Source organism: Rhodococcus sp. G6(2025) (assembly GCF_058628105.1).
Genome location: NZ_CP179752.1, coordinates 177,318 through 204,144, shown reverse-complemented (window position 1 = coordinate 204,144; position 26,827 = coordinate 177,318). Strand labels below are relative to the sequence as shown.

Sequence of the window (26,827 nt, the reverse complement as noted above, 5' to 3'; positions counted from 1 at the left end):
GGTCCGAACCTACCGGGTTTCGCGGTGTCGATCCTGACCCATGATATCGACTCACTCGTGCCATATTCCGCGGTGATCGAAGCCTAAATTGGTCAGTCGACAATTCGGTTTGCGGTGCGATCCGGTTTAGTTCGTTTCCTTGGATTGTTACGATTGATGGAGCGATGGAGCGATGGCCGTTCCTGTTGCCGTTTACTGCACACGCAGTTCCATCCGGCGGCATTTTTGTGGCGGATACTCGGAGGAATTCTCATGGCATTGCCCACTTTGACACCGGAACAGCGAGCGGCAGCCTTGGCGAAGGCAGCTCAGGCACGGAAGCTGCGAAGCGAACTTCTCTCGGCTGTGAAGTCGGGGGACCTCACCGTGAGTGCTGTTTTCGAAAAGGCCGAGTCCGACGAAATCGTGAAGAAGACGAAGGTGTCGGCCCTCGTCAAGTCACTCCCTGGCGTGGGTCCGATTAAGGCCGCTCAACTGCTGGAGGAGCTGTCGATTCCCGATTCGCGTCGGATCGGTGGTCTGGGGCCGAATCAGCGGAAGGCCCTTGTCGACGCTGCCGCGAAGTGATCGGTGCGCTGCAAGGACATGACAGGGCGTCAGTGAGCTGCGTTGTACGCTTCCACGATATCCGTGGGCATCCGCCCACGGTCCCCAACCTCGTAGCCCTGCTCGTGCGCCCATTCGCGGATGGCTCTCACGTGGTCGCGGTCTCGCCGTGTCGACTTCGTCGGGCTACCGCCGGAGTGGAGGGTGCCTGCTGTCCGGTTCTTGCGGCCGCCCACCCTTGTCGCATGCTCAATGTAGTAATCGAGCTTCTTGTGGAACTCTGTCGCATTCTTCGCTGATAGATCAATCTCGTAATCGATGCCGCCCACGGAGAAGGCGATCGTCTCGCCTTTTCCGTCGTCGATGGAAGTTCCGTCGATGTCGTCGACGTGTTCGACCACTATTTGGCGCGCCATGACCACTCCTTAATTTTCTTTACCGGTCGACTGTACTGCCCGCGCGAGATGATGGCATCCTCGCGCTATCCACCGGACCGGCCGACGAATTAGACGCGGCGATTGACATAGCAATATTCGCCATAACCGACTCTCAAATCGGCGGCCACGAATTAGCTCTCCTCCTTGCTCTCAGGGTTCGTGCCGCGAGCGATAGAAAGAACCTCGTAGGGATGTCTGCGGCCACGATCGATCGCCGCCTGCCGCCGGAACGTCGCAAGCAGCGAGTTGAAGGGCCGCAGCCACACGAACCCGGGTTAGCTGCTCAAATCGCAGATTCCGATGCGGCCCTGGACGGACTGCGACGACGCGAAACGGGGTTCGCCGAGATCGACCTGGTCGGCCATCCATCGCCATGCAGGGCGTTTACTACGCGCCGGTAACCAGGTCGTCGGCATACGATGTCACGACTCTATCCCGCTCTTCCCAGCAACCACCTGCACGTCGTCGTTGGAACGACGGCGTCCACCGCCGAACGGGAGCGAGGCACTCTATGAACCTGCCGCCAAGCGGCACCCTGGATTGCCGCGCTGTCCATTATCGGCTTTGGCGTCCTCGTCGGGATTTACGCAAGCAGCCATTGACCCTGCAGGAGTCCACCCCTTACGTCTCGCAGTGAAGCGTGACTCAGCGATTCTGGGCGGGGGTATATGACCGGGAATCTGATGGAGGCCCGTTGGAGCGCCAAGCGTAAGCGGTCCTGCCGGCAGAGAACCCCCCTCCGGGTGAGCAACTTTGGACAGCGCATCCGGCGCGGCAGTGCTGACACTCTGTGGCCCAGGACACGTAACGAAAATTTCGGGAGGTATAGCTACTTCACGCCGCCGTGGATGCGCTCAACACGCACCGTCCGACCCGACATCAAGCCAGTGTAGAGACCCGCCCCCTCCGAAAGTTGGGCGGGTTTCATCATGCCCCCGAACGACTCTCGGCAATAGGCCTGACCGGATCATATGCCGGATTCTTTCGCGAACGCTTGCTTCAGTTGACTTCTGGATGGTGATCCAGTTCTCGCCTCCCACCGGGGTCGGCACTCTCCGTTGCTGCTCCCCCGGAACCGGCGGAGGCAGGGACCCTCGCCGGCCTGTCACCCCAAGCGGGAGCTGGCAGGTGTCCCAGCCCGCCAACGACGAATCGCCTCCATATTTAGCGGGTCGACAGTGTCGCGGCTACGGACGTAGCGCGTCTTCTGACGATGGAATTGACCGGACGCACTCTCCAGCGGAAACTCTTGCCCCGGTCCCTCGGCGTGGTGAGGTTCTCCAGCGTCGGCACGGTTCACCTCGAGGCCGCCGCATCGCCCTTCCAGCCCTCCCAATGGTTGGCGGGGCTTTCACATCTCGCGGGTCTGACCAACGTGAATCGGGACCGCCGACTAGCCAACCTGCTGTCCGGAGCGGGCGGCTGGCGTGTCCCCGTCCCCGCCGGGGCATTCTGAGCAACAGTGGGCGTGTCCGAGTTGGTGACGCCAAGCTTCAAGCTCGGCTTCGTTCGATGGTGTGATGGGCTCAGACTGTCGGCCAGGGGTGTTCATCTGCGATTCGAGTTGCACGACGCCGACGAGATCGCCCTCCGCTTGTGTGTGGGTAGGCTTGGCTGGCGTGTCGTGCAACTGGTTGAGCAGTGATGGCACGCGAGCACCACCCTCAGTCATGTTGCTCGCGTCCGTCGAGGCTCTGGTGTGTGATGAGCCAGCTGGTGCTGCCGTCCGATCTGGGTACCAGATCGGTGGTGTCGGTACACGGGCAGTCCGCGACGAGATGGTTGATGAGGTCGTCGTCCGGTGTCACATTCACGTCGTCGGCGACCGGAGCGAAGGCGGCTCTTCGAGGCGCGGATTCACCTCTTTCCCCAACCGGACGAGCCGACGAGGGTGTGTCACAGAAATGGTTTGGGCGTCTTCTTCGCCCTCGGCAGCTTGACCTGGCGTCCATCGACCAACTCGATCTGGTGGGCGCCGTTAGCATGTACGTCGAGCACGCATCGCCGACTTACGTGCCTGACGATCGCCCCGAAGCCGTCACGCACAGTGGTGTTGGTCGTCGCTGTGCATCGACCAGCGTTGTCATGCCGATCCTCATTCATGCAGTGTCCTCGTGGATACAGATCGTGGGCGTGGTGGATGTCCGCGACGTGCACGATGCCTAAGTCGAACGATTCTGTTCCATCTCCCTCAAGTTCTTGATCCGATGTGGCCCAAAACACGTGCAGAAGTTGGGGTTCCGGTCACGCCTAATTTCGGCGCACCGCGCTCAGGAAGTGTGCAACAGTTCTGCACTGGGCCCGGTCGCCCACCAATGGACGAATGACGGCGCCTCACCGTTCGCGCTGAACGAATTCTCCCGGTGAGCCGCCAATGGTGCCGTAAGACCGGTCCAGGGGTGCTCCAGCGAGCAATCCCCCGGGGATCGCAACCGGTCGGATTGGACGCCCCGCCGTCGGCTCCGGCACGGCACCTTTGGACTCGCCATGCGGGAAAACTCCATGTTGCCCGCATCAGACTCTATGGACTTGGGGCCTGCACGGCATAAGGTTGGTTGCACGCGGTCCTCCCCCGCAGTTGGTTAGGGCACCGACCCAAATGGTGGGCGGGGGTTGTTCATCTCGACCCAATCCCCAATCCCCAATCCCCAATCCGAGGCGCATGGTCCCGCTTGTGCGCTCGGGCTGTCTCGAGGGGTTCGTCCGAATCGCGCATTGATAGTCACCACGTGTCGCCTTCCGGTGACGTGACGGCAAGACCCCGACCCCAAGGCACGTGGCTGGGGTCGACCAAACGCAGAAAGCACTCCTCTCCTCACAGGAGGAGAGGAGTGCCCCTGGTGTTTGATGCATTCGATGGCTGAACGTGAGCGTAGCTGTAGCGGTGGCGGTGGCGGACTGCCGTGGATAATCTGAACGCGCACCGGGTCGATTCCCTACTCGATTCTCCGGTGTAGAAGTCCCGCCGAGCCCCCATCCGTAGCCCGGCGGGGCTTTGCCTACCGCGTTTCATGAGGGCTACGCGGCACGGGGCCCCACCGGCAGCTCCTCACACGTCAGCCGGTGGGGTCCTTCGCTGCGCACATGGTGCCGCTTTAGGCTGCGTAGATTCGCACATGCGCATAGGATCACGATTCCAACTCGTGGCTGTCTTGTGTCGTTTGCATAATTGAACCTGCGACCGCCAATTTGCGGATATGTGTTTACGCATTTACGTGTGGGTGCAGTGTCATTCGAACGATGAACTTCGACATATTGTGGAACCCGGCGGTTTGACATCGGTAGCGCGTCAACCGGGTTCGGCTTATTATTCATGCGCCACCCAACCCTGGGCAGCGCCGACCCTGTCGAGACCTCCAGTGCCGTCGGCAGGGTCCTTCTCTGCCTGAACCCGCGGCGTTCTCACCGACTTCGGACGTTTGGCAAGGCAGAGTGAGCAGTTCGACCGGAAACGGTTCACACCCCGCGTCATTCGAGGGATATACATAACTCGCGCCAGCTGGCGGGTCCTATTTGTTCGTTTACCATCAGCTCGAGCCGGCAGGACCCCCACCCCGATCGTCGGCACCCGCCTTCCCCAACATTGGGCGGGGACCCCGACCGATGGGCCGAACTCCCTCGAACTGTGGCTCGTCACATGGCATACGCCGAGGCCAGAGACGCCCCTCGGGCGCGGGAACGCCGGCGAGCCAGTCACGATGCGGGCGGTGGTTTCGAACCCGCCGGAGATACGGGCGATGCCGAAATACGTCAGGGCAGGCCCGCCGTATTCGGTGAGCAGGATGTTATCCCGGGCTTGACGTCGCGGTGAAAGATCCCGTGGCGGTGGGCGGTCTCAAGCCGGATCCGCTCATCGAGAGAACCCCGGGCGTGGTTCGGCATGAGATAGAGGGCCGACCGTTCTTGGTGACGTCGGCCGGCGACTGGGGCGTCGAAGGTGTGCGCGGTATCGCGCACGACACCGCGATCAGCACCGAGGAAATCAAGACCCGGATCGAGGCCATGTTCGCCGACGACCGCCCCGATCATTAGCGTGAGGCGCGCTAACACCGTCCCCGCGGTCCATCGAAAGGGGGTCGAGGTGGCTGGTGAGGAGCGGGGCCACGTGGGCGGCATTGACCAAAGATGACACACCCGCTGACATTAAGCGGATACTTCTGTTGTGACGTAGTCGAAGGTTGAATTGTGGACGCCTTTCTGGTGGTGACGATTCGCCGCGGATAGTCTGGGCGCGCACCGATTCCGACCTCCCACTCTGGTCGGTGCAGAGGCCCCGCCGGGGCATTCGCAAAAGCTGGCGGCGGCGGGGCCTCACCTAATCTGCCGCGCCATTTCTGTCGGGCAGCAGTCGACGGGAGCCGGAGGTTTGCCACGACGACGAAACGCCCCCACTCTCGGAATGGAGTTGGGGGTTTTTCGTGTGACGCGAGCAGGGTTCGGATCGGTTTCAGTGGCGCCCCGCCGGTCGCTTCAGCCTTGGTTCGCACCGGCGGGGTCCCTGGCCTTGTGAAGATCTCAAACGAACAAACACTGTGACGCAGTCGGCGTTCGGTATATGAACACATCTGTGGCGGTGGCGCTTCGGTGCGGATAATCTGAGCCGCGCACCGGCGGTGGACGTCGGCCGAGAGGACCGGTGTAGAAGCCCCGCCGATTGAACCCGCGGGTACGGCGGGGCTTCGCTTTCCGTCCCCATCCTGGGCGGATCCCGTGTCGGTTACGTGAATGATATTGCGGTACTGAACTCTCGGAAATCGACTCGCCCGCCTACGCACGGCACCGCCCTCCGAGGTGGAGGACGGAGCTAAGTACCAAATGAGTCGCCAAGCCGACCAAAACCACCAATCACTGAACAGCCATCAGCGCCTCAGATCATACTCACGGTATGGTTTGGTGGATTTTGTCTGCGGCGGCCGTATGGATTGCAATGTCGACCGGAGTAGGCATCGTGCTCGGACGGGTCCCTGACCTCGGCGACCAGGAAGAGCTGGGGCCACACTGAGCAATTCCGGGTGGGTGACTGTCATGGCGTTGCCGGCAGCTCCGTGCCGCAGGACACGTCCAAAATTTCTAGAGAGACCTAACTACTTCTCGCTGCCGTGCACACGCTCAGCGCGCACCATCAGACCCGACATCGAACTGTGTAGAGGCCCCACCTTCCTCCGAAAGCTAAGCGGGGTCACTTTATCCCGCGAACGGATCCCAGTCAGAGATGTGACCTAGTCGTAGGTCACAATTTTACGCGAACGCTTGAGGGAGCCGACTTGCGCGTGATTGGCTCGCCTCATTGAACAAGCTGACTGTGAGGCGCCGCGCCACACAGATCGCGCCACACAACGTGGTCTGGCGCCACATTCCCCTTTGGCATTCGCTGGGAGAAACGCGCTCAGGAGGTTCGGAATGCAGTCGCTCCCCGACCAGCTCTACGACATGGCGGCGCTGCTGAAGCACGCTATTGCGAAGGGTGACCTGATCGGCGCCATGCAGCTCGAATCGCGGTTGATCGCACTGCTCGGCAACCTCAGCGCAACGCTCGGAGGCGAGGCCGATGACGGCAGCCAACCAACAACTCATGTCGATATCGCTGCCTCACACCGCTCCGAGCTCGTTAAGGAGTGGTCAGGTCGCACTCCCTGACGAGCCTTGCCGTAGCGGGATCGTCGATAGACCGGACGCGGACTACGTCGACCGCGCGTTCCGCGTCGCCGACAAGCTCGAGAGCGGCATGGTCGGCGTCAACCGCGGAGTGATCTCCGACGTCGCCGCGCCGTTGGGTGGAGTCAAGCAGTCCGGCCTCGGCAGCGAAGGCGGCACCGAGGGCATCGAGGAGTACCTCAAGACCAAGTACGTCGGCCTCGCGTAACCACCCGCCCCGAGACAGATCGGGACCGTCAGTTGTGCGACGTGGAAGAAGGTGTCACCACCCAGAACGGGCAAGTCGAAACCACTATCTGCCTCTTCAGAGGCGATCCGAATGACCACGTTGATCCCGCGGAGTATTGGCCACACGTCACCTCGCCGAGGAGTCGGCGTACCACGATCTGGATCGCTGGCGGTGAGGGTATCGCCGTTAACGCGGGTGGGCCGATCGTTCCGAACTGGTCGAGATCCATGCGGAACACTCCTACCGTGGCCGCGGGGCGCCAGCAATGGGGAGGGAGGACTACTTGCTACTGGCGTCCGCCCTGCTAAAATCCCTGGTCGCCCTTCCAGACCATGAAATTGCCGAGGTCGCGCGAGCGGCTGGAGACCGGGTGAGCAAGGCGGATAGCAATTTCCGGGCGTCTAAGACTCGCGGTGCCCCCCACTCGAGGCCTTGCCGATGACCCCGACTGGTCACATGTCCGAGTCCCTCTCTATAGTTCGGCTTCCCGGCATATAGGACCGGTCGGTTTCTGTGGAGGGGTACGTGACACGAGCTTGCCAACCGGTACGTGAGGTATTCCCCGCCCTCTCGTTCGAGCGGACCGTCGCCCGCCGCTACGTGCACCGGCAGTCGCTCGCCGAGGTCTTCCTCACCGATGGCGTCCAGCTCCCTGAGCCCAACCGCTTCGCCATCGCGGCGCAGTGGCCACGAAGTCACAGCTTCTACCGCGCAAAGGACGATCGATACGACCCGATGCTGCTGGCAGAAACGTTGCGACAGGCCGCGATCTACCTCGCCCACACCCGATACCGGGCACCACTGAACCGGCGATTCATCATGCAGAACATGCACGTTCGCGCTCACCTCGACGCGCTACGGGTCGGGATGTCAGCCGCGGACGTGACGGCGGACACCACGCTGTCGAGTCTGGTGTACCGCGGTGAGATGCTGACGAGTTTCCGCATAGAGCTGCGGTTCTCGCTAGCAGGCCGGGAGATCGGATCGGCATCCGGTGTCGCCGTGGCCCTCCCGCCGTCCGCCTACAGGACGGCACGCTGGGGCACCGCCGGCGCACGTGTCCCCGGCCCGGCGAGGTGCGGCACCGCCACACCGCCCGCCCTGGTGGGACAAGTCGACGAACGAGACGTGGTGCTCGGCCTGCCGACCGTTCGGGGCGAGTGGGAGTTGCGTGTCGACGTGACACACCCAGTGTTGTTCGACCACCCGCTCGATCACCTCCCGGGAATGCTGCTCCTCGAGGTACTGCGACAGGGGGCGTTCGCGGCACTCGAGGTCCCGAACGCACACCTGGAGTCGATCGACGCGGTGTTCCACCGCTTCGCCGAGCTCGATCAACGCGCCACCGTCCGTGTCCGGATCCTCGACGAGGATCCACTGTCGGTCAGAGCTGCGATCCGACAGGCCGGTGCCGATGTCGTGACGGGACAGGTACGGCTTGCCCGCCTCTGAGCTACTCAGCCCCGCGGCGGCAGCTGCGCATCGACCCGTGCGAGGGGTGCGCCGACGCTGCGGGCCTTGCGGATCCGATCGATGTCCGGATGCCGGTCTATGGGCATGATCCCGGGCAGCAGGAACATCCACATGTCGTCGACCCGCTGTTCCAGGTCGGTGCGTTGCGCGAGCACTTGCGAAACGGTCTGGACCCCGGTGAAGGCACTGATCACGAACCGCGCGAACCGCGGCGGATCGATGTCAGGCGTGAGGTCGCCCTGGACGATGGCACTGCCCGCCAGCTGCTCGCAGGTGTTGATCCAATCCAGGTAAGGATCGGTGGGGCCCTGCTCGTCGGCGCTCAGCTCGAGGGTGATCCGGATGCCGGCGCGCACGATCGGGTCGTGCACGATCTGCCGGGCCATCTCATGGCAGAGCATCACGATCTGGTCGATCGCCGGAGCCTGTTCCCGGCCGATCGCCTCGACCGAGGCGATGGAGGTGGCGTGCTGCTCGGCGACGATGCACCGCGCCAGCTCTTCTTTCGACCTGAAATGGAAGTACAACGCGCCCTTCGTGAGTCCGGCGTTCTCGATGATCGTTCCGAGGCTGGCTCCGAGGTAGCCTTGCTTCTCGAACGTCTCCGCCGCTCCACGAACGATTTGCGCTCTGGTCGCCACAGCCCTGGCCTGTTGAGCCACTACCCACACCTTCCCTGCCCCCACGAGCGAGAAAACGACTAACGAATCTACCCACCCCCGATCAGCTGGACGAACGCTACCAGTGCTCAGCGAGAGTCGCGGACCGGACGACCGCGACCATCGTGGTAGTCCTCACGCGTTCTCGCTGACACGGGCACCGTTTCCACGGAACGACTTCGAGGCGTGCGGCCATCTCAAAGAAAGAGACCATTCGGTCGGCATTGATGCTTATCGTCCGCTCGAGGGTTGGTCACGTGACACGGGAAATTGGGAGCCAGTGAGCTGGGCGCAAAGCACTCTCGCAAGGAGCGGATGGGAGTCACTGCGGGGCGACCGGTGGCGCGGTGATGATAGCCGATCGCCTGCGCCCGCCGGGACAGAGTGACCGAGACGTAGGCCCGCTCCCCGCCCATCTCGTAGGTGGCGCCGGGTTGCAGTCCTGACCCGTCTTCCGGAACCACATCCAGTGCGGCGGAACAAACTTCGGCTCCGCCCTGACCATCGACACCGCAGCCAACGGGCTCTCTTGCCGCGGATTGCGTTGCATTGACACCTGCCTATGGCTGCTCCTTCACCAACCTGAGCACTGCCAGGCCCACCATCATCGACGACGCGAATCCCGCGCCTCCGGACAGGACGGCGTTGGCCGGAGTCAGCCCAACCAGTACAGTCACAATTCCAGTCCCCATCGCGAATATGATCGCAATGGCGACTACCAACGCCAGGGCCCAAAAAGTGGGAAGCGTTGCGAGTTCGGGGTGTTTGCCATCGTTTTCCTTGCGGTTCGGACATTTGACCCAGACCAGGAAGTCACTTAATGGCTGAACGCAAAAAACGCAGACCACTCCGACTCGCTGATGTTAGTCAAATGTCGGTGTAGCTACGTTTCATCGAGAAACATACATCAAGACCGCGAGTAGGGCAACATATCTGAGGTCCTAATCACATGGCGCGTTGAACGGCGCATCGCGTCGGAAATCATGGCGGAGGTACTCTTCGGCGGTCCATCCGAGAGGTAGTCTCCACAGCTTCCGACGCGACGGTGGTGCCCAGCTGGTGCCGCGAAAAGGCGGGAGCGCTTTCCATGTATCGGGTGAGCAAGCCACGACCTCGGCGTCCGGGTATGGGAGTTCGGGAAAATCCTTCGCGGCGGCGATCAACTGATCCATTCTGTTCGGCAACGGCACTCCACGACTCCATCGACAGTCGTCGAGTCGGCGTCGGCCGGTCGGTCGGTCGGTCGGACACCAGAGCACGCGCCACCCAAAAATTCCGGCTTCTGGGTGCTGTTAACGGACCGGAGGTGAACTGACCTGCGATGTCTTAGGGCTTCGCGTTGGTGTTATCGCTACTGGTGGGTGGCCGGTGTCGAAGGACACAGTCGGCCTCGAGCATGCGCGCGCGTTCTACCGGTCGAGAAAACCCCTGTATGGCGTGATAATCGGCGCACGACCGGAGTCCGGAAGGAGGCGCGCGTTGGCGACGGTAGGCGATCTTGTCGATCATGCGGGCCTGCGATCCCTCACACCCGGCGCCGTGGAGAAAACGCGGCATGATCCGGTGAATGCTCTCTACGAGATCGACCCCGCGTCGCCGATCGATCCCCCGGAGGGCAGCCTGGTCTACTTCCCGTCAACGGTCTGGTCCTCGCTGCCGGGACCCGAATCGCTTCTCTCCGCCTTGCGATCGGAGGGAGGGATTGCGGTAGTCATCGATAATGACGACTGCAGTCTTCCGCCGGAATTCCTGACCGAGTGCGTGCGCCAATCCATCCCGGTCTTCCTGCTGCCGAAGACCATGCCATTCGATCAGCTCGGTGCCGCACTCCTGCCGCAACCGGATGGTTCCCCGAGCAAGCAGAAGCGGGAGTCCGGCCCCGAAGCGATTAGTGACCTCATCGACGGGTTCGTCGGAAGGAGTGGTGTCAGAGGCTCGCTGGTGATGCAGGGGTGCGTCCTCTCCGGATCCAACCCACCCGACATCGACCTTCTGACGAAAATCCTGGCGCGCAATCCGGTTCCATTGGAGCGAATCTCGAGCACTGCCGCTGCCATCCACGCGACACTTCCTGGATCCGGCCACGCTCTCGTTCTGACGAATCCGAATCGCATTTCATGGAATCTGAGACGGGTGACGCAGCTTGTCGAAGAGATCGACGCCCAGGCTCACGCCATCGAGGTGACAAGGGCGGCTCGACACCAGTCCGAGAGTGCGTTGATCCGGGAGCTGATCGGAGCGAATGTCGCCTCCGCGGCGCTCGATCCGTGGGCGCGATCCCTGGGGCTGGAACCGGGGACCCGAATCCGGGCGGTCTCGGTCGTCGTGCCGGAGAGCGCGGCCACACCGATTGAGCAGGTTGTTGCCGGCCTGCAAGATCTCGGGCTGCGCAGCGGTGGTACGTGCGTGTGCGGTGCCTACGAGGACGGGGCGTACACCCTGATCACGATCGACGGTGGGGGTGCTTCCGACAGTGCCGCCGACGGCACCGGATTCGATCATCACCTCGACGTCCTGACGAGACTGTTCGCCCAACGACACGGCTGCACGCCATCCATCGGCACGAGCTCCTGTGTCCTCCGAAGCAGCGACGACCTGGTGCGAGGATTGATCAGCGCTCGGCAACTGGCAGATCGTCACGCCCGGTCCTCGTGCTCCGGCGGACAGCCAGTTCCGCTTCCGGCGCCCCTGGCGGCGACACTGCTCGCGACCGAGCCGAGGCTGGCGAGCGTCCTCTACCAGGCGCTGCTGAAACCGGTCGTCGACTACGACGAACAGAAGGGTTCCGCCTACCTCGCGACCCTGCGGACCTTCCTCGCGCTGGACGGACACTGGGGTGCGACGGCTGCCGAGCTGGGCATCCACATCAACACACTCCGATACCGACTCACCCGCATCGAGCGCTTGACCGGGCGCGGGATCCACGCCACCGCCGATCGTGCGGACTTCTATCTCGCTCTCACCCTGAGGGAATCAGCTCGACGCGGATAGCGGAATGCTCCCCGACCACCAGGGTTCGGGAAGCCTGGGTGGGAACTCCTCGATGACGTCGTAGTCGCCGTCAGCCGCCCGCCCGACGTAGGACGGATGGGCGCTGTAGTGATCGTTTCGGAAGAAGAAGGGCAAACCCTCCGGGTTGCCGTCGAATCGAACACAAAGCAGGGCCTCGGAGAGATCGACCGGGTCCAGTGATCGGGATTGCTCAGCGGCGAGACGCAGTGCGTGCACTGCGTTGTACGCGCCGACCTGCGCCGCGTGTGTGCGGCGTTGTCCGCAGATGTCGATCAGGGATTGCCGGTACGACGCGTTGACGTCCGACTCGATCCTGGAGAAGTAGGTGGCGACCATGAAATGGCCGTCGCTGACTTCCGGCGGTATGTGACCTAGATCGATCGCGGTGGTGGCCGTCGCGGCGATGGGAAGTGAATCCGACGTGAAGCCGGCACGGTGAAATTGGGTGTAGAACGCCGTAGTCGAGTCTCGCCCGACGAGGTTGCAGATAATCACCGACGGACGTTTACGCCTGATGTCGTCGAGGACCGCCGCGAAGGAGGTTTCGCCGAGCGGTGCGTACCAGTCGCCGACGGTCTCGACGTCCCAATGCGCTCCGAGTCGGCGTATCGCCTCGCCGAGGACCCTAGGGTAAATGTAGTCGGATCCGACGATGTAGACGCGTCGCCCGAGAGTGCTCGCAATCCAGCCGAGATAATCAGTGAGGTACTGGTTTGGTGCTGCGCCGCAGTAGAATACACGCGAATCGCTCTCTTCACCCTCGAAGTATGTCGGATACATCAGCAATGATCGATTGGCGTGGATGGCCGGCCGCATGGCAACCCTGCTGGCGGAGGTATACCCGCCGACGATGACGTCGACGGACTCGTCACGGCACAGATGGTCGATTCCGCGTGCCGTCGATGCGACTTCCGAGCGATCGTCGAACACCGCGACTGTCAGTTCCTCGCCGAGTACTCCACCGCTTGCGTTGATCTCGTGAACCGCGACCGCGGCACCGTCGAGTATGGACTTCTCCATTTCTGCCTGCGCGCCGCTGAGTGAGTACAGCATGCCGATCTTCACTCGTTCGCTCCTCTCGCGGGAGGGGGCCACCTCGGTGGCGGTCGAATGCCACTCTACGGGCACTCGGGGTGCGCCACACGGCGAGACAAGAGGTGCTCCGCACCCGAAGCGGAGCGTGTTGCAATCCGGTGACCATCGGTTTCGCCGGGATGTCGGATACCTGGATGTTACGCGACTCGTCCACTCGTTTCTGCAGGTAGCAGCGATCTCGGGGTAGTCGACCTGTGTCAATCTCCAGTACCGGCGGGCGTCCGATTGGTTGATGGGCCAATTGCCGGTTCCGGCGGCGAAGCGTTGGGTGACGGAGGTCAGCGACACATCCCGAGGAGGGCAACATGACCGAAGCCATCAGTAGGCCGGAGAAGATCCGCACCGCGGTCGACATCGGAGGCACCTTCACCGACGTGTTCGTGCAGCGTGAGGACGGGCAGATCATTACCGCGAAGTACCCGACCCAGGCCGACCCGATCGAGGGCGTGCTGGCCGGGATGAAGCAGGCGGGTGTGAGCTGGGAGGATGTCGAGTTCTTCTCGCACGGAACGACGATCGCGACCAACGCCCTCATCACTCGCAAGTTCCCCCGGATCGCGCTCGTCACGACCGAAGGATTCCGCGACGTCATCGAGATTCGCCGAGGAGACCGCGAAACCTGGGATCCCTATCAAGAAGTCGCCGAGCCCTTCGTGCCGCGCCGTCACCGCCTGACGGTCCGCGAGCGCATCGGTTACGACGGCACGGTTCTCGAGCCGTTGGACGAAAATCAGGCGCGTGACGTCGCGCGGATCCTCAAGCGTCGTGCGGTCGAGACCGTGGCCGTGTGCTTTGTCAATTCGTTCACCAACCCCGAGCACGAGAACCAGATGGCGGAGATCCTGGCAGAGGAATTGCCGGGTGTCGCGATCACGACGTCGAGCGATGTTCTTCCCGAAATCTTCGAGTACGAACGGTTTTCGACCACCGTCGCCAATGCTGCACTGGTACCGATCATCGGGCCATACGCGCGCACCCTGGAGGGGCGGCTCGCAGAGAACGGATACGCCAACGACGTCCTGCTTCTACACTCCGGTGGCGGCATGATGACCCCCACCATGGCGGAAAAGTACGGGGCGCGCCTGGCAGCCTCAGGAATCGCCGCGGGCGCGATCGCCAGTCGTCACATCGCGCGAATGTGCGGATACGAGAACTCGATCGGGTTCGACATGGGTGGCACCTCCACCGACGTCTCCCTCACGGACAACGGGGTGCTGGGGACGACGAACATGTGGAGTGTCGAGTTCGGCTACCCGATCTGCTTCCCGAGCATCGAGGTCCTCACCATCGGCGCCGGTGGCGGCTCGATCGCATGGCTGGACGACGCCGGCTCACTTCGCAACGGACCACAGTCGGCAGGATCGGAGCCCGGGCCCGCCTGCTACGGCGGCGGGGGCGAGTTGGTGACCAACACCGACGCCAACCTGATCCTGGGCACCGTGGGCAAGAAGCTGGCCGGCGGAGTCAAGGAGCTCGACGAGTCGCTCGCGCGCACTGCAGTCGAGAAGGTCGCCCGACCACTCGGCCTGGACGTGGAAACGGCCGCGCAGTCGATCATCAAGGTGGCCAATGCGAACATGGCGGACGCCATTCGACTGATCTCGATCCGCAAGGGTCACGATCCGCGCGACTTCGCCCTCGTCGGATTCGGTGGGGCCGGGCCGCTGCATGCCGCCTACCTGGCCAAGGACCTGGGCATCCCCGCGGTGATCATCCCGCCGCACCCGGGAGTGACCTCGGCGATGGGCTGCATGCTCGTCGACATCCAGCACGACCTCACCAAGATGTATCTTGCTGATGCGGCCGAGGCCGACCTCGGCCACCTCGCAGAGTCGTTCCGCGAGCTCGAGGCGCAGGGACGCGAACGCCTGGCTGCGGAGCACGTCGACGACGCGGACATGATCTTCGAGTACTACCTCGACATGCGGTACCTCGGCCAGTGGCGTGCCATCGCCGTGCCCGTGACCGTGCCCCTGGCGAACCTCGACGACGTGGTTGCCACGTTCCACGCCACCCATCTCAGGGAGCACAATTTTGCCGCCGACGACGCGGGCGTGGAGATCTATCGAATCCTGGTCCGCGCTATCGGTCTCACTCCGAGGACCGAGGTCAAGCCTGCGAAACTGATCGACCCCACGGACTTCGTGCCGGTTCCGACCGAGGTACGGCACGTCCTGTTCCCGGACGAGGTGGCTCGCCTCGACACTCCGGTGTTCGACCGCGCCGGCCTTCCCTCGGGGGCGATCCTGTCCGGTCCCTGCATCGTGGACCAGCTGGATTCGACCACCGTCGTTCCGCCTCGGACAACCGCCCGGGTCGACGAGTGGGGCAATCTCATCCTCGAGCACTCAGCGTAAATAGCTATCGGCTGCAATCGAATTCGGAAGAGGCATTGAAATCATGGCTACATCACTGGACCCGGTGACATTCGAAGTTCTCAAGAACGCCTTCATCAACACTGTCGATCAGATGGCAGAACAGATCCTGCGGACCTGTTATTCGTTCGTCATCTACTCGCGTGACTTTTCCTCGGCGATCTGCGACCCCGAGGGCAACACCGTCATGCAGGGCACGGGTGACATCGCAGCGCACGTCGGCACCCTCCACTACACCGCAAAGGCCGTGATCCGCCAATTCGAGGGCGACATCCATCCCGGGGACGTCTTCGTCATCAACGACGTGTACGAAGGAGGAAGCCACTTCAACGACACCCGCATCATCCGGCCGATCTACTACGACGGCGAACTGCTCGGCTACGCGCAGGCCAACGGCCATTGGGCGGACGTCGGCGGCGCGACCCCGGGCTCGTTCAACGTCAAGGCACTCGACCACATGGGCGAGGGCCTGCGAATTCCGCCGACCCGGCTTTGGAGCAAAGATCAGTTCCTCGAGGACGTCGCATACCTCATAGCAAAGAACACCCGGAACCCTCGCGACATCATCGGCGACATGCAGGCGCAGGCCGAGGCCACTCGCGTCGCCGAACGCGAAATACAGCGTCTGTGCGACAAATACGGTGTCGACACGATCAAGACGGCCATGGCCGAGGTCCAGGATTACGTCGAAGATCTCACCCGCGCCAAGATCGCCGCCCTGCCCGACGGCGTGTGGTACACCGAGGACTACATCGACCAGGATCCGGCACTGGGCGAGGGCCTGATCCCGGTCACCATGAAGATGACCATCAAAGGCGACTCCGTCCACTACGATCTCAGCGAGTCACATGCGTCCATCTCCTCGATGCTCAACGCCGGGTTCGGTGGTTCGTTCGCCGGAATCGTCGCCGGCACCAAGATGCAGTTCCCGGACATCCCCCTCAATTCGGGCTTCTACCGTGTCGTAACAGCGGATCTCGGCCCGCTCGGTTCGGTGGTCAACGCGGACTGGCCGTCGCCGTGTGCCGGATTCTGCTCCGGGCCGTTCGAGAAGATCATGAGCTCGGTGTTCGAGATCTGGTCCGATATCCAGCCCGAACGCGCCATGGCCTGCACCTTCAACCTTGAGTACCTACTGGTGGGTGGGCGCGACGGGCGCGAAAACGGCAACCCCAACTTCATGTGGTACGACTGGATGATGGGAGGCTGGGGCGCCCGGAACGGTGCCGACGGCTACAACGCTTCGGCTGCCGTGTTCGGTGTCCAGTACGGCACTCAACCTTTCGAGGGCCAGGAGCGCCTGGCCCCGGTGCTCACCTCGTGTCATGATCTGGTGCCCGATTCCGGAGGCCCGGGAAAGTACCGCGGCGGACTCGGTGCCGAGAAGGGCGGCCGACTATGGGCCAGCAGCAACACCGTGATGTCCTATTGCTGTGACCGGGAGCGCTCGGTCACCTGGGGGCTATGGGGCGGATTGCCCTCGATTCCACACGGTGTCTGGCTCAACAAGGGAACCGACAACGAGCAGTACCTGGGCTCGATCTTCGCGGCAGTACCGATCAAGTCCGGCGACGAGTTCACCCGCCCTTCCGCCGGCGGCGGCGGCCTGGGCGATCCGCTGCAGCGTGCCGTCGACGCCGTGCTCGAAGACGTCATCGACGGCTACGTCACGATCGAACGCGCCGAAAAGGACTACGGAGTCGTCATCAAGGAGATCGACCCGGAGGTCTTCGACTACGAGGTGGATGCCGGCGCCACGGACAAGGCCCGCGAGTACATCCGGAACAACCGGCATGCCTGGATGGAGCGTGATCCACAGGCGGTATCGGCGGAGTACCGGTCCGGTTTGATCAACGAGATGGACTGCGTTCGCCAGTACGGAGTGATCCTGGATTGGGGCAGCGGCGAGGTGCTGCCCAACACCTCCGACCAGTTCCGCGCGATGCTGAAGCGACGCACGATCGTCCACTGGACCGATGATCCCGGCGTCGACTACATCAAGGGGACGCTCTCGATCTCCGAGACCGCGGCAGTCTGAGCCACGTCCGCTCCTACCTGCTCGGGTGCCTCATCGCGGTCGTGGGGCACCCGGGCAAGGCGCACCTCCAATTTCAGGATCCAGATGGCAACGGCGCCAGAAACCGTCATCGAAAGGAAGAACCATGTCACTATCGCCGGAGTTGAGTGCGAACAAAGTCCCCGCACTCGTCGTGTCATCACATGACGATCCAAAGGTTCTCGAACACGCTGCTGCCGAGGACTATTCACTGCACATCGTTCCCTTGTCGTGGCGCAGCGGGCGCCTGTCCGTCTCGATGGCGTGGCTCGGGCTGATGAGCGCGATGTTCTGGGTCGTGGTGGGAAGTACGGTCACGCTTGCCGTGGGTACGGTCGACACCCTGATCGGTATCGCACTGTCGGCCGTGAGCTATGGCGCGATCAACTCAGTGGCTGCCAGGTACGCCGCCAAAACGGGAACGAGCGTGTCCCTCTTCTCCCGCGCCCTGTTCGGACGAGCCGGCTCAGCATTCGCGGCTGCCCTCTTCGGAGTCACCATCACTTACTACGTCGTCGCAGAAGGCGCCATCGTTGCCAGCGCCCTGCACGCCTACATCCCCGCCCTCCCGATTGCACTGTGCTGTCTGATCGTCGTCGTGTACCAGGCACCCCTGGCGATGCGCGGCGTGACCACATGGCTGGACAAGATCAACGGGGTGCTCCTTCCGCTCTACCTCGTCGGCCTCGTCGGCTCGGTCGTCTGGACCATCGTCGGCTACGGGTACAGCAACGACTGGCTCACCTACGAACCCGACGGCGCAGCCGATCTCGGTGTGCCGGGCTGGTGGTTCGCGTACACCGTGTACATGGGTGTTTGGGTCGTCACCATGATGGCGTGGGACTTCGCCCGGTTCGGTCGCCCCGAGGACGCGACGTTCAACGGGCGCGTAACCTTCGGAACGCCGTTCTACGTGATGACACTTCTCGTGAATGCGGTAGTGGGGATGTTCCTGGCGCACACAATCGCCATCGAGGGAGCGCTGAGCGAGGAGTCGGCGATTCTCGGGATCGTCGCGATGATGGGGTTCTGGGGACTGTTGTGGGTCGTCGTCAGCCAGACGCGGGTCAACACCGGGAACTTCTACCTCGCCTCGACGAACCTGCAGAACTTTTTCGCGCGGGCCTTCAAACTCACCCTCCCTCGGGTGTTCTGGCTGGCGATCGTTGCCGTGATCGTCTACATGATGATGCTGACGAACGTCCTGACGTGGATCCTGCAGGCGCTGAGCTACCAGGGCGTGATCATCGTGAGCTGGGTGGCGATCGCCCTCACGCACATCCTTGTCTCGTCGCGAACTAAGGGACCGGACGCCGCGGCGGCGGAGTTCCGGCCAGGACGCGTCCCATCGGTGAATCCCGCGGGGGTGTTCGCCTGGGGTGCTTCATCTCTGACGGGCATCGCCATGGTCGCATTCGGGGGAACCACAGGCGCCGTCTGGGCACCGCCCGCGAGCTGTGTGCTCGCGGCAGCCCTGTACGGGATCGCCCTCCGATTCTCGAAGCCTTCCTGGTTCACGCTCGATCGCCCGTTCGATCCGCGCGACGAGGTCGCCGACCCCTGGGAGGCGCGCGTTCAGTGTCATCGCTGCGGTGACTCGTACATCGCCTACGAGATGGATCGGGATCCGTCGGCCGACCACCAGGCGATCTGTCTCGCCTGTGCGTCGAACACGCCCAGCTTCCTGCGTGCGGCAGAAGCGGAGGCCGCGGCGTACCGGTCCGGCATCATCGATCTCGAAGCCCCGAGAAGAGTTGCTCCGAGCTGAACTTCCTCGGTAGACCCAGGCGTTGGGCTCCGTGCTCGACTACCGTGCCGGTTCCGGCACGGTAGTCGGAGTCGTCCTCTGCGCGGCAAGTCCGGACTTCTGCGCATCATGGCGTTGGGCGCGCTCCGTCGTCCCCCGCATGTGGGTGGTACGCCGACCTCGCCAGCCCTACCCACGGGCTGGCGGGGTTCGTTCACCCCAACCCCAACCCCAATCCGAGGCGTATGGTCCAGCTTGTGCGCTCCGGCCGGTCTTGAGGGGTTCGTCCGGATCGCGCATTGATAGTCACCGTGTGTCTCCTTCTGGGTGACGTGACCGCTAGACCCCGGCCCCAAGGCGCGTGGCCGGAGTCGATCAAATGCAGACAGCATCCCTCGCCGCATTGGAGTAGGGAGGTGCAGATCGTTTGTGATGTAGTCGATGGCTGAACGGTGAGCGTAGCTGTGGCGGTGGCGGACTGCCGCAGATAGTCTGAGCACGCACCGGGTCGATTCCCTACTCGATTCTCCGGTGTAGAAGCCCCGCCGAGCCCCCATCCGTAGCCTGGCGGGGCTTTGCCTACCGCGTTTCATGAGGGACACGCGGCACGGGGCCCCACGGGCAGCTCCTCACACGTTCAGCCGGTGGGGTCCTTCGCTGCGGGCATAGTGGCCGCCTTCGGGCGTGGAATGGCGCATGCGCCCAGGATCGCGACGTCAACTCTCGGCGGTCTCATATCGATTGCGCAATTGATCCTGCGACAGCTAATTAGCGGGATACATGTCTGCGCATCGCGCACGGGTGCAGTGTCATTCGAACGATTGACACTGCGCCATTTTGTGGAACCCAGTGGTTTGACATCGGTAGCGCGTCAACCGGGCTCGATTTATTGTTCTTGCGCCACCCAACCCTGGGCGGCACCGACCCTGCCGACACCTCCAGTGCCGTCGGCAGGGTCTTTCTCTGCCTGAACCCGCGGCGTTCTCATCGACTTCGGACGTGTGGTGGGCCTAGCAAGCAATTCGACCGGAACCGGTTCACATCCTGCGTCATTCACGCGATATACACAGCTCGGTTCAACTGGCGGATCGGTAATTTGTTCGATTACGATCAACTCGCGCCGGCAGGACCCAACCCCTGATCACCGGCGCCGGAACCCCCCGCCTTCCCCCGACGTTGGGCGGGGTTTCGCCAGTCTGCTGACAGGGGCCCAACAAATTGCACCAGCCCCCTTGTGGTACGCATGTACCACATGATGTAGTTGCTGCGCCTCTCCAACTCGGGGTATCTCCGTCGATGACGGGTGGAGGATTCTTCCTGGTTCTAGGAGGCAGGGCCCGCCAGCCCTCACGTCCCAGTAGGGGCTGGCGGGTTTTCCGGATCGACGAACGCCACGGACCATAGTCCAGAACGCCAAGGGGACCCATGATCCGCACTCGCGATGCACTGCCCTGGATCGCGTCCGTCGCTGGGCACCCTCGTCGGCATCTATGCCAGATGGTCCGACGAGTGGCACATGAACGAGAGGTTCTGGGCTGGGCTTCTGTCTTTTGCGTGAACGACATTCGGCGGCCAGGAGAGGCAGACGGCTGGCCGCGCACCGCTGCCACGACATGCGTCAGCCCGCCGAAGTTCCCTTGTGTTTACTGCATCACAATCTGTAGAACAACCTGCCATGCACCATAGAATTTGCCGCGCACCTACTCGCTGCCCATTTCAGCGCGGGCTGGTGCACCGACCCCGGCAGCCAAACCCCCAGTGGCTGCCGGGGTCTTCCATGCTTCGGCGGTCCGACTGACCCGACTCGGGACCGTCGATTGGGGACCCGCTGTCCGTGCCGACGGATGGCGGGCTTCCGCTACCTCGTGCTGGGACTTTGTTCAACCTGACGAGGAACGTCTACACTCTGAGTCATTCGCTGACAGGTCTTTTCGCCCGGCATCGATCGTTTCAGGCATGGTGTTTGGCCGGGACATATTAATGCGCAGTCGATTTCGTGTTCGGTTTGGAAAGTGTTCGATAGATTGAGTTGCGGTGGGTTATGTAGAGACTCCCCTTCCGAGTCGCCCTCGGCGGGGTGTAGAACCGCCGGCCGGTGGGCATCATGGCGGCCCGGTCGGCGGCCCTCACCGATGACAGGAATTCGCCCTTGGCGGGCACGCTGAGCGAACGCTGTTTGACGACGAGACAATAGCGATCGAGTAATTTGGTTGACCAGGGTGGCGGTGGTCCGAACGTGGTTCATCTTTGCGAGGTTGATCATCCCAGACCTCACAGCCAGTCGATGGACCTCAGTCCGCCTCGGTAGCAGCTAATGGGGCCAATGACCGCGACCGTCGGGTACTGCTCACCGTAGAAATGGGTAGACGCACCGTTCGACATCGAAGCGCTCAACGGTGCGCGTTGGGCCCGTCATCGCGTGTCATCGACCCCACGGTGACCATGCAACTCCCACTGCCCGGAGAGTCAGTCCGGTCCCGGCTCACTCGGACTCACTGGCGCCTCCCAACCTCACGGGCACGCTGGACGCGGCGCTTCTACAAACGGTTGGCGCGTCCGGCCTTCGACGCACGACACATCGACCTGGCGAGCGCCGGCGGCGATCGTCAGGTCGGCGGGTCGAGGACCCGGACCGACCGCGGAAGCGGCTGTACCGCAATACCGCAACGCCTCGCCGCCGCCGCGAACGACTCCGGGCGGGGGTCCACAGGCCAGGACATCTCACCGGACGGACCGAACACGGCTGCCGCATTCGCCGCCGGGCCCGTGGTGAAGCGCGTCTGATACCGGAGACCGTCGAACTCGACATCGAACGCCGCCGCCCACGCCCGGGGAACGTCGTACGGAGTCATCGAACACAACTCCCGGGTGAGCCCGAACGCGGCAGCCGCGTCAGTACAGGTGTCCGCGAGGTCATGGGTGCCCGGCACCCGCAGCGTCGACAGTGCCCGCTCGGCCGCGAAGTCGTGGGCGACCACCCCGAGCGATGCCAACGCCTCCCCCACCGTCTCCCGGATCGCCGTCGCCTCATCGAATGCGACATAGCACGTACCCCTCGGCGCGGACAGATCGAATCGTCCACCACCGGACGAGGAGAACCACCACGGCCCATTCGAGACCCGGTGACCCCGCTTGACCTGCCTCCTCCCGGTCAACCGCCAACCAGGAAACCCGGTCAGCGCGCGCGATCCGGGCGCCCGCAGCGCAACATCCTCCCGGGTCACGCCGCCCACCGCTGCACGTCCGCGCGGGCCGCCGCCAGGACCGGATCGACCCGGCCACCCTCGGCCAACCAGCCCACCGCGGTCTTACCGCCGAACGCATCCTGCGGTGCCCGCAGCCACAGCGCACACGTCCACGGGTCCGCCCCCGCCCGCAGGACACGCCACACCTGCACCAGCGCCGGGTCCACGGTGCCGCTGCTGGTGAACTGCCACACCGGATAGACCCATTGCCCCTCCTCGAGCTGGCAGGCGATCACCGCGTTGGTAGCGACCTTCTTGCTCACCGCCTGTCGGCTGACATTCCACCACCGAGTCAGCCCGGCCGTGTCGTAGAACGGGCCCACGACCTGGTCATAGACATGATGGGTGGGAAGCGCAGCCGACATCGCATCAGCGATCGCCTGCACGTCCGCGAACGCGTCGGTGGGCACACCGGCCGCAGCCGCCGCGGCGAACGTGCGGTGCACACGCTGCGAGAGCTCCTCCATCAATTGCTTCTCCTGCTCCACCAGCGACGTCATCACCACTACCCACCCTCCAGCGTCAACCTTGTCAACCACAATGATGCCGCATTGGGTCAACCACGTCAACCAGAGAGGTCGGCCCGAACACACCTCCACAATCGACGGTCGAGTGAGGACATTGACCTCATCGCTGCAGATGAACGCCGCAGCATGCTCGCTGCCGACCCCAACAACCGCTCGCTGAGATCCCGGCAGCGGTAGCCAGGTGCGCGCCGGATCGGAGCCGCTTGCCACCGGGATGACAGGACTGCTGATATGACACGAGTCATGCCGTGGTGCGCGACATCCACATGGGCAAAGGCGAAGGTCGCGCCGTCGGACTGAACCGTATGATCCTCATGAAGCAGGGGTTGGGCGGTGAGCAGTACGCAAGCAGGATCCGTGCGCGGGTGTCGGCGGATCATCGGTGCGAGAGGCTCGGCGGGTCGCGCCAGGCTGCCGCCAGTCGGCAGCGTCACTGGGCTACGGAGTCTCGTGGGTCCGCGTCCGCGACCACTCGACCGCAATAAAGGACAACCGGCGAATAATGAACGACGTCAAGACGGGCATGAGATTGAAGGCGCGCAGGAGCGGATGACTGGGGCGAGTGAGCAGGCTGCATTGGACGGGGAGTGGCGCACCCGAATTCCGATGTTCGGGTACACCGCACACGGTGCGGCGGTCGTGGAGGCCGAGGCAGCGGCGATACGGGAGGGTGCGCAATCGCTGTTGTCCGGATTGTCCACCGGAGAAATTTCCCGCAGGTGGAACACGGGCGGGCTAACGACTCGCGAGGGGAATCCGTTCACCAGCAAAAAAGTGGTTGCCGTGCTGCGGAACCCGACATATGCCGCGCTATCCACATACAAGGGTCAGATTGTCGGTGCCGGCCAGTGGCCCGCCATCATCGACGAGCACACGCACCGAGCAGTAGTCGAAATCCTCGATGGTCGACGTACGGTGGCACGGGATCGGCGCTGGCAGGGTTCGGGCGTCTACCTCTGCGGAAAGTGCGGGAGCACAACACACGTCACGACGAGCCGGGACACGAACTTCTACGTCTGCAAGGAATCAGCCCATCTGTGGAGGCGGCAGGACACCCTCGATGCTTACATCGACACGCTGGTGATCGACCGACTCACCGCGGAGGACGCACTTCTCCTCGACAAGTCAGACGACGGGGTCGACGTCCCAGCCCTCCAAGGAAAGCGGGGAGGGCTGCAGAGACGGCTCGAAGCGTTGGCGCAGGTATTCGCGACTCGTGAGGTCGACGGACACCAAGTAGCAGCGCATCCCGCACAGATCAGGTACGACCTGGCTCGGATCGACACCGCTCTCACCGTCCAGACGCATTGGGACCGGCTGGCCAAGTCGATCGGCGCCGACGATCTCCGCGCACGTTGGGAGAAGATCGGTGCCGGCGATCTCCGCGCACGCTGGGAGAAGATCAGCGCGGACCGGCGCGGCACGGTAATTGCACTGCTGATGACGGTGACCATACTTCCGTCACCCCGCGGACGAAAAGCTTTCGATCCGGAATTCGTCCGGATCGATTGGAAGCGTTGAAACTTCCTGAATCGGTCCAGGCATCGAATTCTCCAGCCCAGTTGGGATCCGATAGCTACCAACAGGCTCAGCGAGAGCCGCCTGTCAGAGAGCACCTTCCACCGTCACCAACCCTGCCGGGCGAGGGTCGGCGATGCCCGGCGTGGATGATCCACACCGGCAGCCAAATCCCCTAGGTGATCAGGGCGGGGAGGTAATGCAAGTTGGTGGCCGTGGCCCGTTGTGGGTTGCTCGTTTACCTCCTGTGCCACCACACAGGAGGTAAACGACGGTGTAGACGCCTGTGGCGCCTGCACCGTCGCAGACCTCGCCGCCGTGTTTCCGCGGCACCGGGCCTCGGACGGTCCTGAGGAAATCGCGGACTCGACCGAGAAGAACGAGCAGACCTGCATTGCCCTCAGGTGGTCCGAGATCGCCGATCTACTGGGTGTGGTCGCGCGGAGTGTCCGCCTCGGACCAGGCTTCCTGGTCGTCGCGGTAGCGGCGGGTGCGTTTCGGTGCGGTAGGTACCGGTGCGCCCGCCTGCTGCTCGTTGCCGTAGTGGTCGGGACCGCCGTTCCACTGCTGACTCTGGTCGCCCTGGTAGGCCGGGGCACCCTGATAGGCGGGCATTTCCTGCGGATCTCCCCCGTTCGGACCGTACTGGTGCGGCGGGTACTCGTCGCGAACGTACGGGGCCGGCTGCTGCGGTGCCGGCGGCTGCGGTGCCGGCGGCTGCGGTGCCTGATGCTGAGGGTGCTGCTGCACGGCAGGCTGCGCGGGGGTGGCCTGCTGCATCTGCGGCAGAGACTTGTCGGTCTCGTAGTAGTACTTGTACTCGTAGACGCCCCGTCCGCGGCTCGGTGTCATCGTGATGATCGTTCCGAGGATGGTTGCCCCCACACTGTGCAGGTTGCCTACGGCCCGCGACAGCTGATCCCGTTTGGTTTCGGCGTGCCGCGCGATGACCAGCGCGCCGTCCGACATCGCGGTCAGCACGGTCGCGTCAGTGACGGGCAGCAGCGGTGACGCGTCGACGATCACGTAGTCGAAACGCCCCCGCAGGTCGGCCAGCACCTGGCGGGCGGTCTCCGTTCCGAGGAGCTCACTCGGGTTCGGCGGGATCGGTCCGGACGCCAGGACCGTGAGACCCGAGTACTGCGTCGGCTGGAGCACGGCGTCGAGGTCGGCCTTGCCTGCCAGGACGCTGCTGAGGCCGACGGAACCGACGACGCCGAGGTACTTCGACACCCGCGGCTTACGGAGGTCGCCCTCGACCAGGCACACGTTCTGGCCGCCCTCCGCCAGCACGAGCGCGATGTTGATGGCGGTGGTGGTTTTGCCCTCGGTGGGCAGCGAACTGGTGACGACGATGACCCGCGGCGGGTTGTCGACCTCGAGGAACTGCAGGTTGGTGCGCAGTTCTCGGTAGGACTCGGCGCTCGACGAGTGGCCTTCGGCGAAGTTGATGGCCTGCTGCGTCTGCCGGTCCTTGTCGAACGGGATGGTGCCGATCAGTGCGGATCCGGCCAGCTCCTCGACGGTGCGCCGGTCCTTGACCGTGTTGTCGAGGCGATCACGCAGGACTGCCAGCGCGATCCCGAGGAGCAATCCCACCGCTGCACCCAGCGCCAGGTTGCGCATGGTCTTCGGGGAGACCGCCACCGTCGGCGTCTGTGCCTGCTGCTCGACGACGACGCGCGCCGCCGGGGCGCCGCCACGCTCGGGTGTTTCCAATTCTCGTGCCATGACGACGAATTCGTCGGACAGGGCGTTGGCGATGTCGCGGGCGCGTTCCGGCGACGGATCCTGCACCTTGACGTCGATCAGCACGGTGTCGGGCGCGGAGCTGGCCTTCACTTGCGATGCGAGTGCGGGCGCCGTCATGTCGAGGCCTAGCTTGTCGATGGTTCGCTGCGCGAGATTTTCACCGGTGAGCAGTTTGGTGTAGGACGTCACTCGCTGCTGCGAGAACAGGTTTCCCTGGTATATCTCGTTGACTGATGCCCCGGACGAGGTGGAGACGAACATGCGGGTCGACGCCTCGTACATCGGCGTGGTGAGCAGTGATGCTCCCAGCGCGCCGAGAATAGCGACCACGGTGGTGATCGCGATGATCTTCCATCGTGACTGCAGAATTCGCAGGTAGTCCTGTATTTCCATTATCGAGTCTCCCATCGACTTCACGCTCGGGGGCTTGCGTGATCGTGCTGTCATCTACTTTGTTTCGACCCGACTGAACCTCTGCATCGTAGTGATGGCCGCGGTCAG

General features: G+C 63.4%; 15 protein-coding genes and 2 pseudogenes. 10 read left to right on the top strand and 7 right to left on the bottom strand.

Annotation, left to right across the window (positions count from 1 at the left end; translation table 11 throughout):
- The first annotated feature begins 252 nt into the window (after positions 1 to 252).
- Positions 253 to 567 (top strand): integration host factor, actinobacterial type, encoded by a 315-nt coding sequence (mihF, locus tag ACLIVD_RS41900; protein ID WP_491933658.1) that lies wholly within the window; start codon positions 253 to 255, stop codon positions 565 to 567.
- A 29-nt stretch (positions 568 to 596) separates the two neighbouring features.
- Here the strand turns inward: mihF and ACLIVD_RS41895 are convergent, their stop codons facing one another.
- Positions 597 to 962 (bottom strand): histone-like nucleoid-structuring protein Lsr2, encoded by a 366-nt coding sequence (locus ACLIVD_RS41895; protein ID WP_491933657.1) that lies wholly within the window; start codon positions 960 to 962, stop codon positions 597 to 599.
- Positions 963 to 2,687: 1,725 nt separating this feature from the next.
- Here ACLIVD_RS41895 and ACLIVD_RS41890 point away from each other — a divergent pair.
- The gene (locus tag ACLIVD_RS41890) at positions 2,688 to 3,149 is read left to right on the top strand and encodes a hypothetical protein (protein WP_491933656.1); all 462 of its coding nucleotides are present in this window, start codon (positions 2,688 to 2,690) and stop codon (positions 3,147 to 3,149) included.
- A gap of 1,486 nt (positions 3,150 to 4,635) precedes the next feature.
- On the opposite strand, the pseudogene ACLIVD_RS41885 reads toward ACLIVD_RS41890, so the two are convergent.
- Positions 4,636 to 4,897: pseudogene (locus ACLIVD_RS41885) on the bottom strand (hypothetical protein); the annotation flags it as partial.
- 1,486 nt (positions 4,898 to 6,383) lie between these two features.
- On the opposite strand from ACLIVD_RS41885, the gene ACLIVD_RS41880 reads away from it, so the two are divergent.
- The 3 genes and pseudogenes from ACLIVD_RS41880 to ACLIVD_RS41870 all read left to right on the top strand — a co-directional run bounded on the left by ACLIVD_RS41880 (position 6,384) and on the right by ACLIVD_RS41870 (position 8,319).
- On the top strand, positions 6,384 to 6,620 hold the full coding sequence (locus tag ACLIVD_RS41880; protein WP_491933655.1) for a hypothetical protein: 237 nt from the start codon (positions 6,384 to 6,386) through the stop codon (positions 6,618 to 6,620).
- 46 nt (positions 6,621 to 6,666) lie between these two features.
- Positions 6,667 to 6,846, top strand: a pseudogene (locus ACLIVD_RS41875) (aldehyde dehydrogenase family protein); the annotation flags it as partial.
- Positions 6,847 to 7,392: 546 nt separating this feature from the next.
- Positions 7,393 to 8,319 (top strand): ScbA/BarX family gamma-butyrolactone biosynthesis protein, encoded by a 927-nt coding sequence (locus tag ACLIVD_RS41870; protein ID WP_491933654.1) that lies wholly within the window; start codon positions 7,393 to 7,395, stop codon positions 8,317 to 8,319.
- A 5-nt stretch (positions 8,320 to 8,324) separates the two neighbouring features.
- Here ACLIVD_RS41870 and ACLIVD_RS41865 read toward each other — a convergent pair whose 3' ends face one another.
- The gene (locus ACLIVD_RS41865) at positions 8,325 to 9,002 is read right to left on the bottom strand and encodes a ScbR family autoregulator-binding transcription factor (RefSeq protein ID WP_491933653.1); all 678 of its coding nucleotides are present in this window, start codon (positions 9,000 to 9,002) and stop codon (positions 8,325 to 8,327) included.
- Between the two features lie 2,130 nt (positions 9,003 to 11,132).
- Between ACLIVD_RS41865 and ACLIVD_RS41860 the strand changes: the two genes are divergently transcribed.
- A complete protein-coding gene (locus ACLIVD_RS41860) occupies positions 11,133 to 11,990 on the top strand; it encodes a PucR family transcriptional regulator (RefSeq protein WP_491933652.1) in 858 nt (285 codons plus the stop codon).
- Here ACLIVD_RS41860 and ACLIVD_RS41855 read toward each other — a convergent pair.
- Positions 11,973 to 13,076, bottom strand: coding sequence for a transporter substrate-binding protein (locus ACLIVD_RS41855; protein WP_491933651.1), 1,104 nt, complete (start codon positions 13,074 to 13,076; stop codon positions 11,973 to 11,975). The genes ACLIVD_RS41860 and ACLIVD_RS41855 overlap by 18 nt on opposite strands.
- Before the next feature lie 335 nt (positions 13,077 to 13,411).
- Here ACLIVD_RS41855 and ACLIVD_RS41850 point away from each other — a divergent pair, with 335 nt between their 5' ends.
- The 3 genes from ACLIVD_RS41850 (at position 13,412) to ACLIVD_RS41840 (ending at position 19,305) form a co-directional block, all read left to right on the top strand.
- Positions 13,412 to 15,463, top strand: coding sequence for a hydantoinase/oxoprolinase family protein (locus tag ACLIVD_RS41850; RefSeq protein WP_491933650.1), 2,052 nt, complete (start codon positions 13,412 to 13,414; stop codon positions 15,461 to 15,463).
- A gap of 43 nt (positions 15,464 to 15,506) precedes the next feature.
- On the top strand, positions 15,507 to 17,519 hold the full coding sequence (locus tag ACLIVD_RS41845) for a hydantoinase B/oxoprolinase family protein (RefSeq protein ID WP_491933649.1): 2,013 nt from the start codon (positions 15,507 to 15,509) through the stop codon (positions 17,517 to 17,519).
- 124 nt (positions 17,520 to 17,643) lie between these two features.
- Positions 17,644 to 19,305 carry a purine-cytosine permease family protein gene (locus ACLIVD_RS41840; RefSeq protein ID WP_491933648.1) on the top strand — a complete coding sequence of 554 codons (1,662 nt, stop codon included), beginning with the start codon at positions 17,644 to 17,646 and terminating at the stop codon, positions 19,303 to 19,305.
- 2,585 nt (positions 19,306 to 21,890) lie between these two features.
- On the opposite strand, the gene ACLIVD_RS41835 is transcribed toward ACLIVD_RS41840, so the two are convergent.
- On the bottom strand, positions 21,891 to 22,508 hold the full coding sequence (locus ACLIVD_RS41835) for an RES family NAD+ phosphorylase (protein ID WP_491933647.1): 618 nt from the start codon (positions 22,506 to 22,508) through the stop codon (positions 21,891 to 21,893).
- The gene (locus ACLIVD_RS41830) at positions 22,505 to 23,029 is read right to left on the bottom strand and encodes a hypothetical protein (RefSeq protein WP_491933646.1); all 525 of its coding nucleotides are present in this window, start codon (positions 23,027 to 23,029) and stop codon (positions 22,505 to 22,507) included. Before ACLIVD_RS41830 ends, ACLIVD_RS41835 begins: the two co-directional genes overlap by 4 nt.
- Before the next feature lie 576 nt (positions 23,030 to 23,605).
- Between ACLIVD_RS41830 and ACLIVD_RS41825 the strand changes: the two genes are divergently transcribed.
- Positions 23,606 to 24,577, top strand: coding sequence for a recombinase family protein (locus tag ACLIVD_RS41825; protein WP_491933645.1), 972 nt, complete (start codon positions 23,606 to 23,608; stop codon positions 24,575 to 24,577).
- Positions 24,578 to 24,997: 420 nt separating this feature from the next.
- Here ACLIVD_RS41825 and ACLIVD_RS41820 read toward each other — a convergent pair whose 3' ends face one another.
- Positions 24,998 to 26,719, bottom strand: coding sequence for a tyrosine-protein kinase domain-containing protein (locus tag ACLIVD_RS41820; protein WP_491933644.1), 1,722 nt, complete (start codon positions 26,717 to 26,719; stop codon positions 24,998 to 25,000).
- Positions 26,720 to 26,827: the final 108 nt, after the last annotated feature.

Coding starts and splice junctions, on each gene's coding strand:
- mihF (WP_491933658.1), top strand. CDS start 253: ATGGCATTGCCCACTTTGACACCGGAACAGCGAGCGGCAGCCTTGGCG.
- ACLIVD_RS41895 (WP_491933657.1), bottom strand. CDS start 962: ATGGCGCGCCAAATAGTGGTCGAACACGTCGACGACATCGACGGAACT.
- ACLIVD_RS41890 (WP_491933656.1), top strand. CDS start 2,688: ATGAGCCAGCTGGTGCTGCCGTCCGATCTGGGTACCAGATCGGTGGTG.
- ACLIVD_RS41880 (WP_491933655.1), top strand. CDS start 6,384: ATGCAGTCGCTCCCCGACCAGCTCTACGACATGGCGGCGCTGCTGAAG.
- ACLIVD_RS41850 (WP_491933650.1), top strand. CDS start 13,412: ATGACCGAAGCCATCAGTAGGCCGGAGAAGATCCGCACCGCGGTCGAC.
- ACLIVD_RS41845 (WP_491933649.1), top strand. CDS start 15,507: ATGGCTACATCACTGGACCCGGTGACATTCGAAGTTCTCAAGAACGCC.
- ACLIVD_RS41840 (WP_491933648.1), top strand. CDS start 17,644: ATGTCACTATCGCCGGAGTTGAGTGCGAACAAAGTCCCCGCACTCGTC.
- ACLIVD_RS41830 (WP_491933646.1), bottom strand. CDS start 23,029: ATGACGTCGCTGGTGGAGCAGGAGAAGCAATTGATGGAGGAGCTCTCG.
- ACLIVD_RS41825 (WP_491933645.1), top strand. CDS start 23,606: ATGACTGGGGCGAGTGAGCAGGCTGCATTGGACGGGGAGTGGCGCACC.
- ACLIVD_RS41820 (WP_491933644.1), bottom strand. CDS start 26,719: ATGGAAATACAGGACTACCTGCGAATTCTGCAGTCACGATGGAAGATC.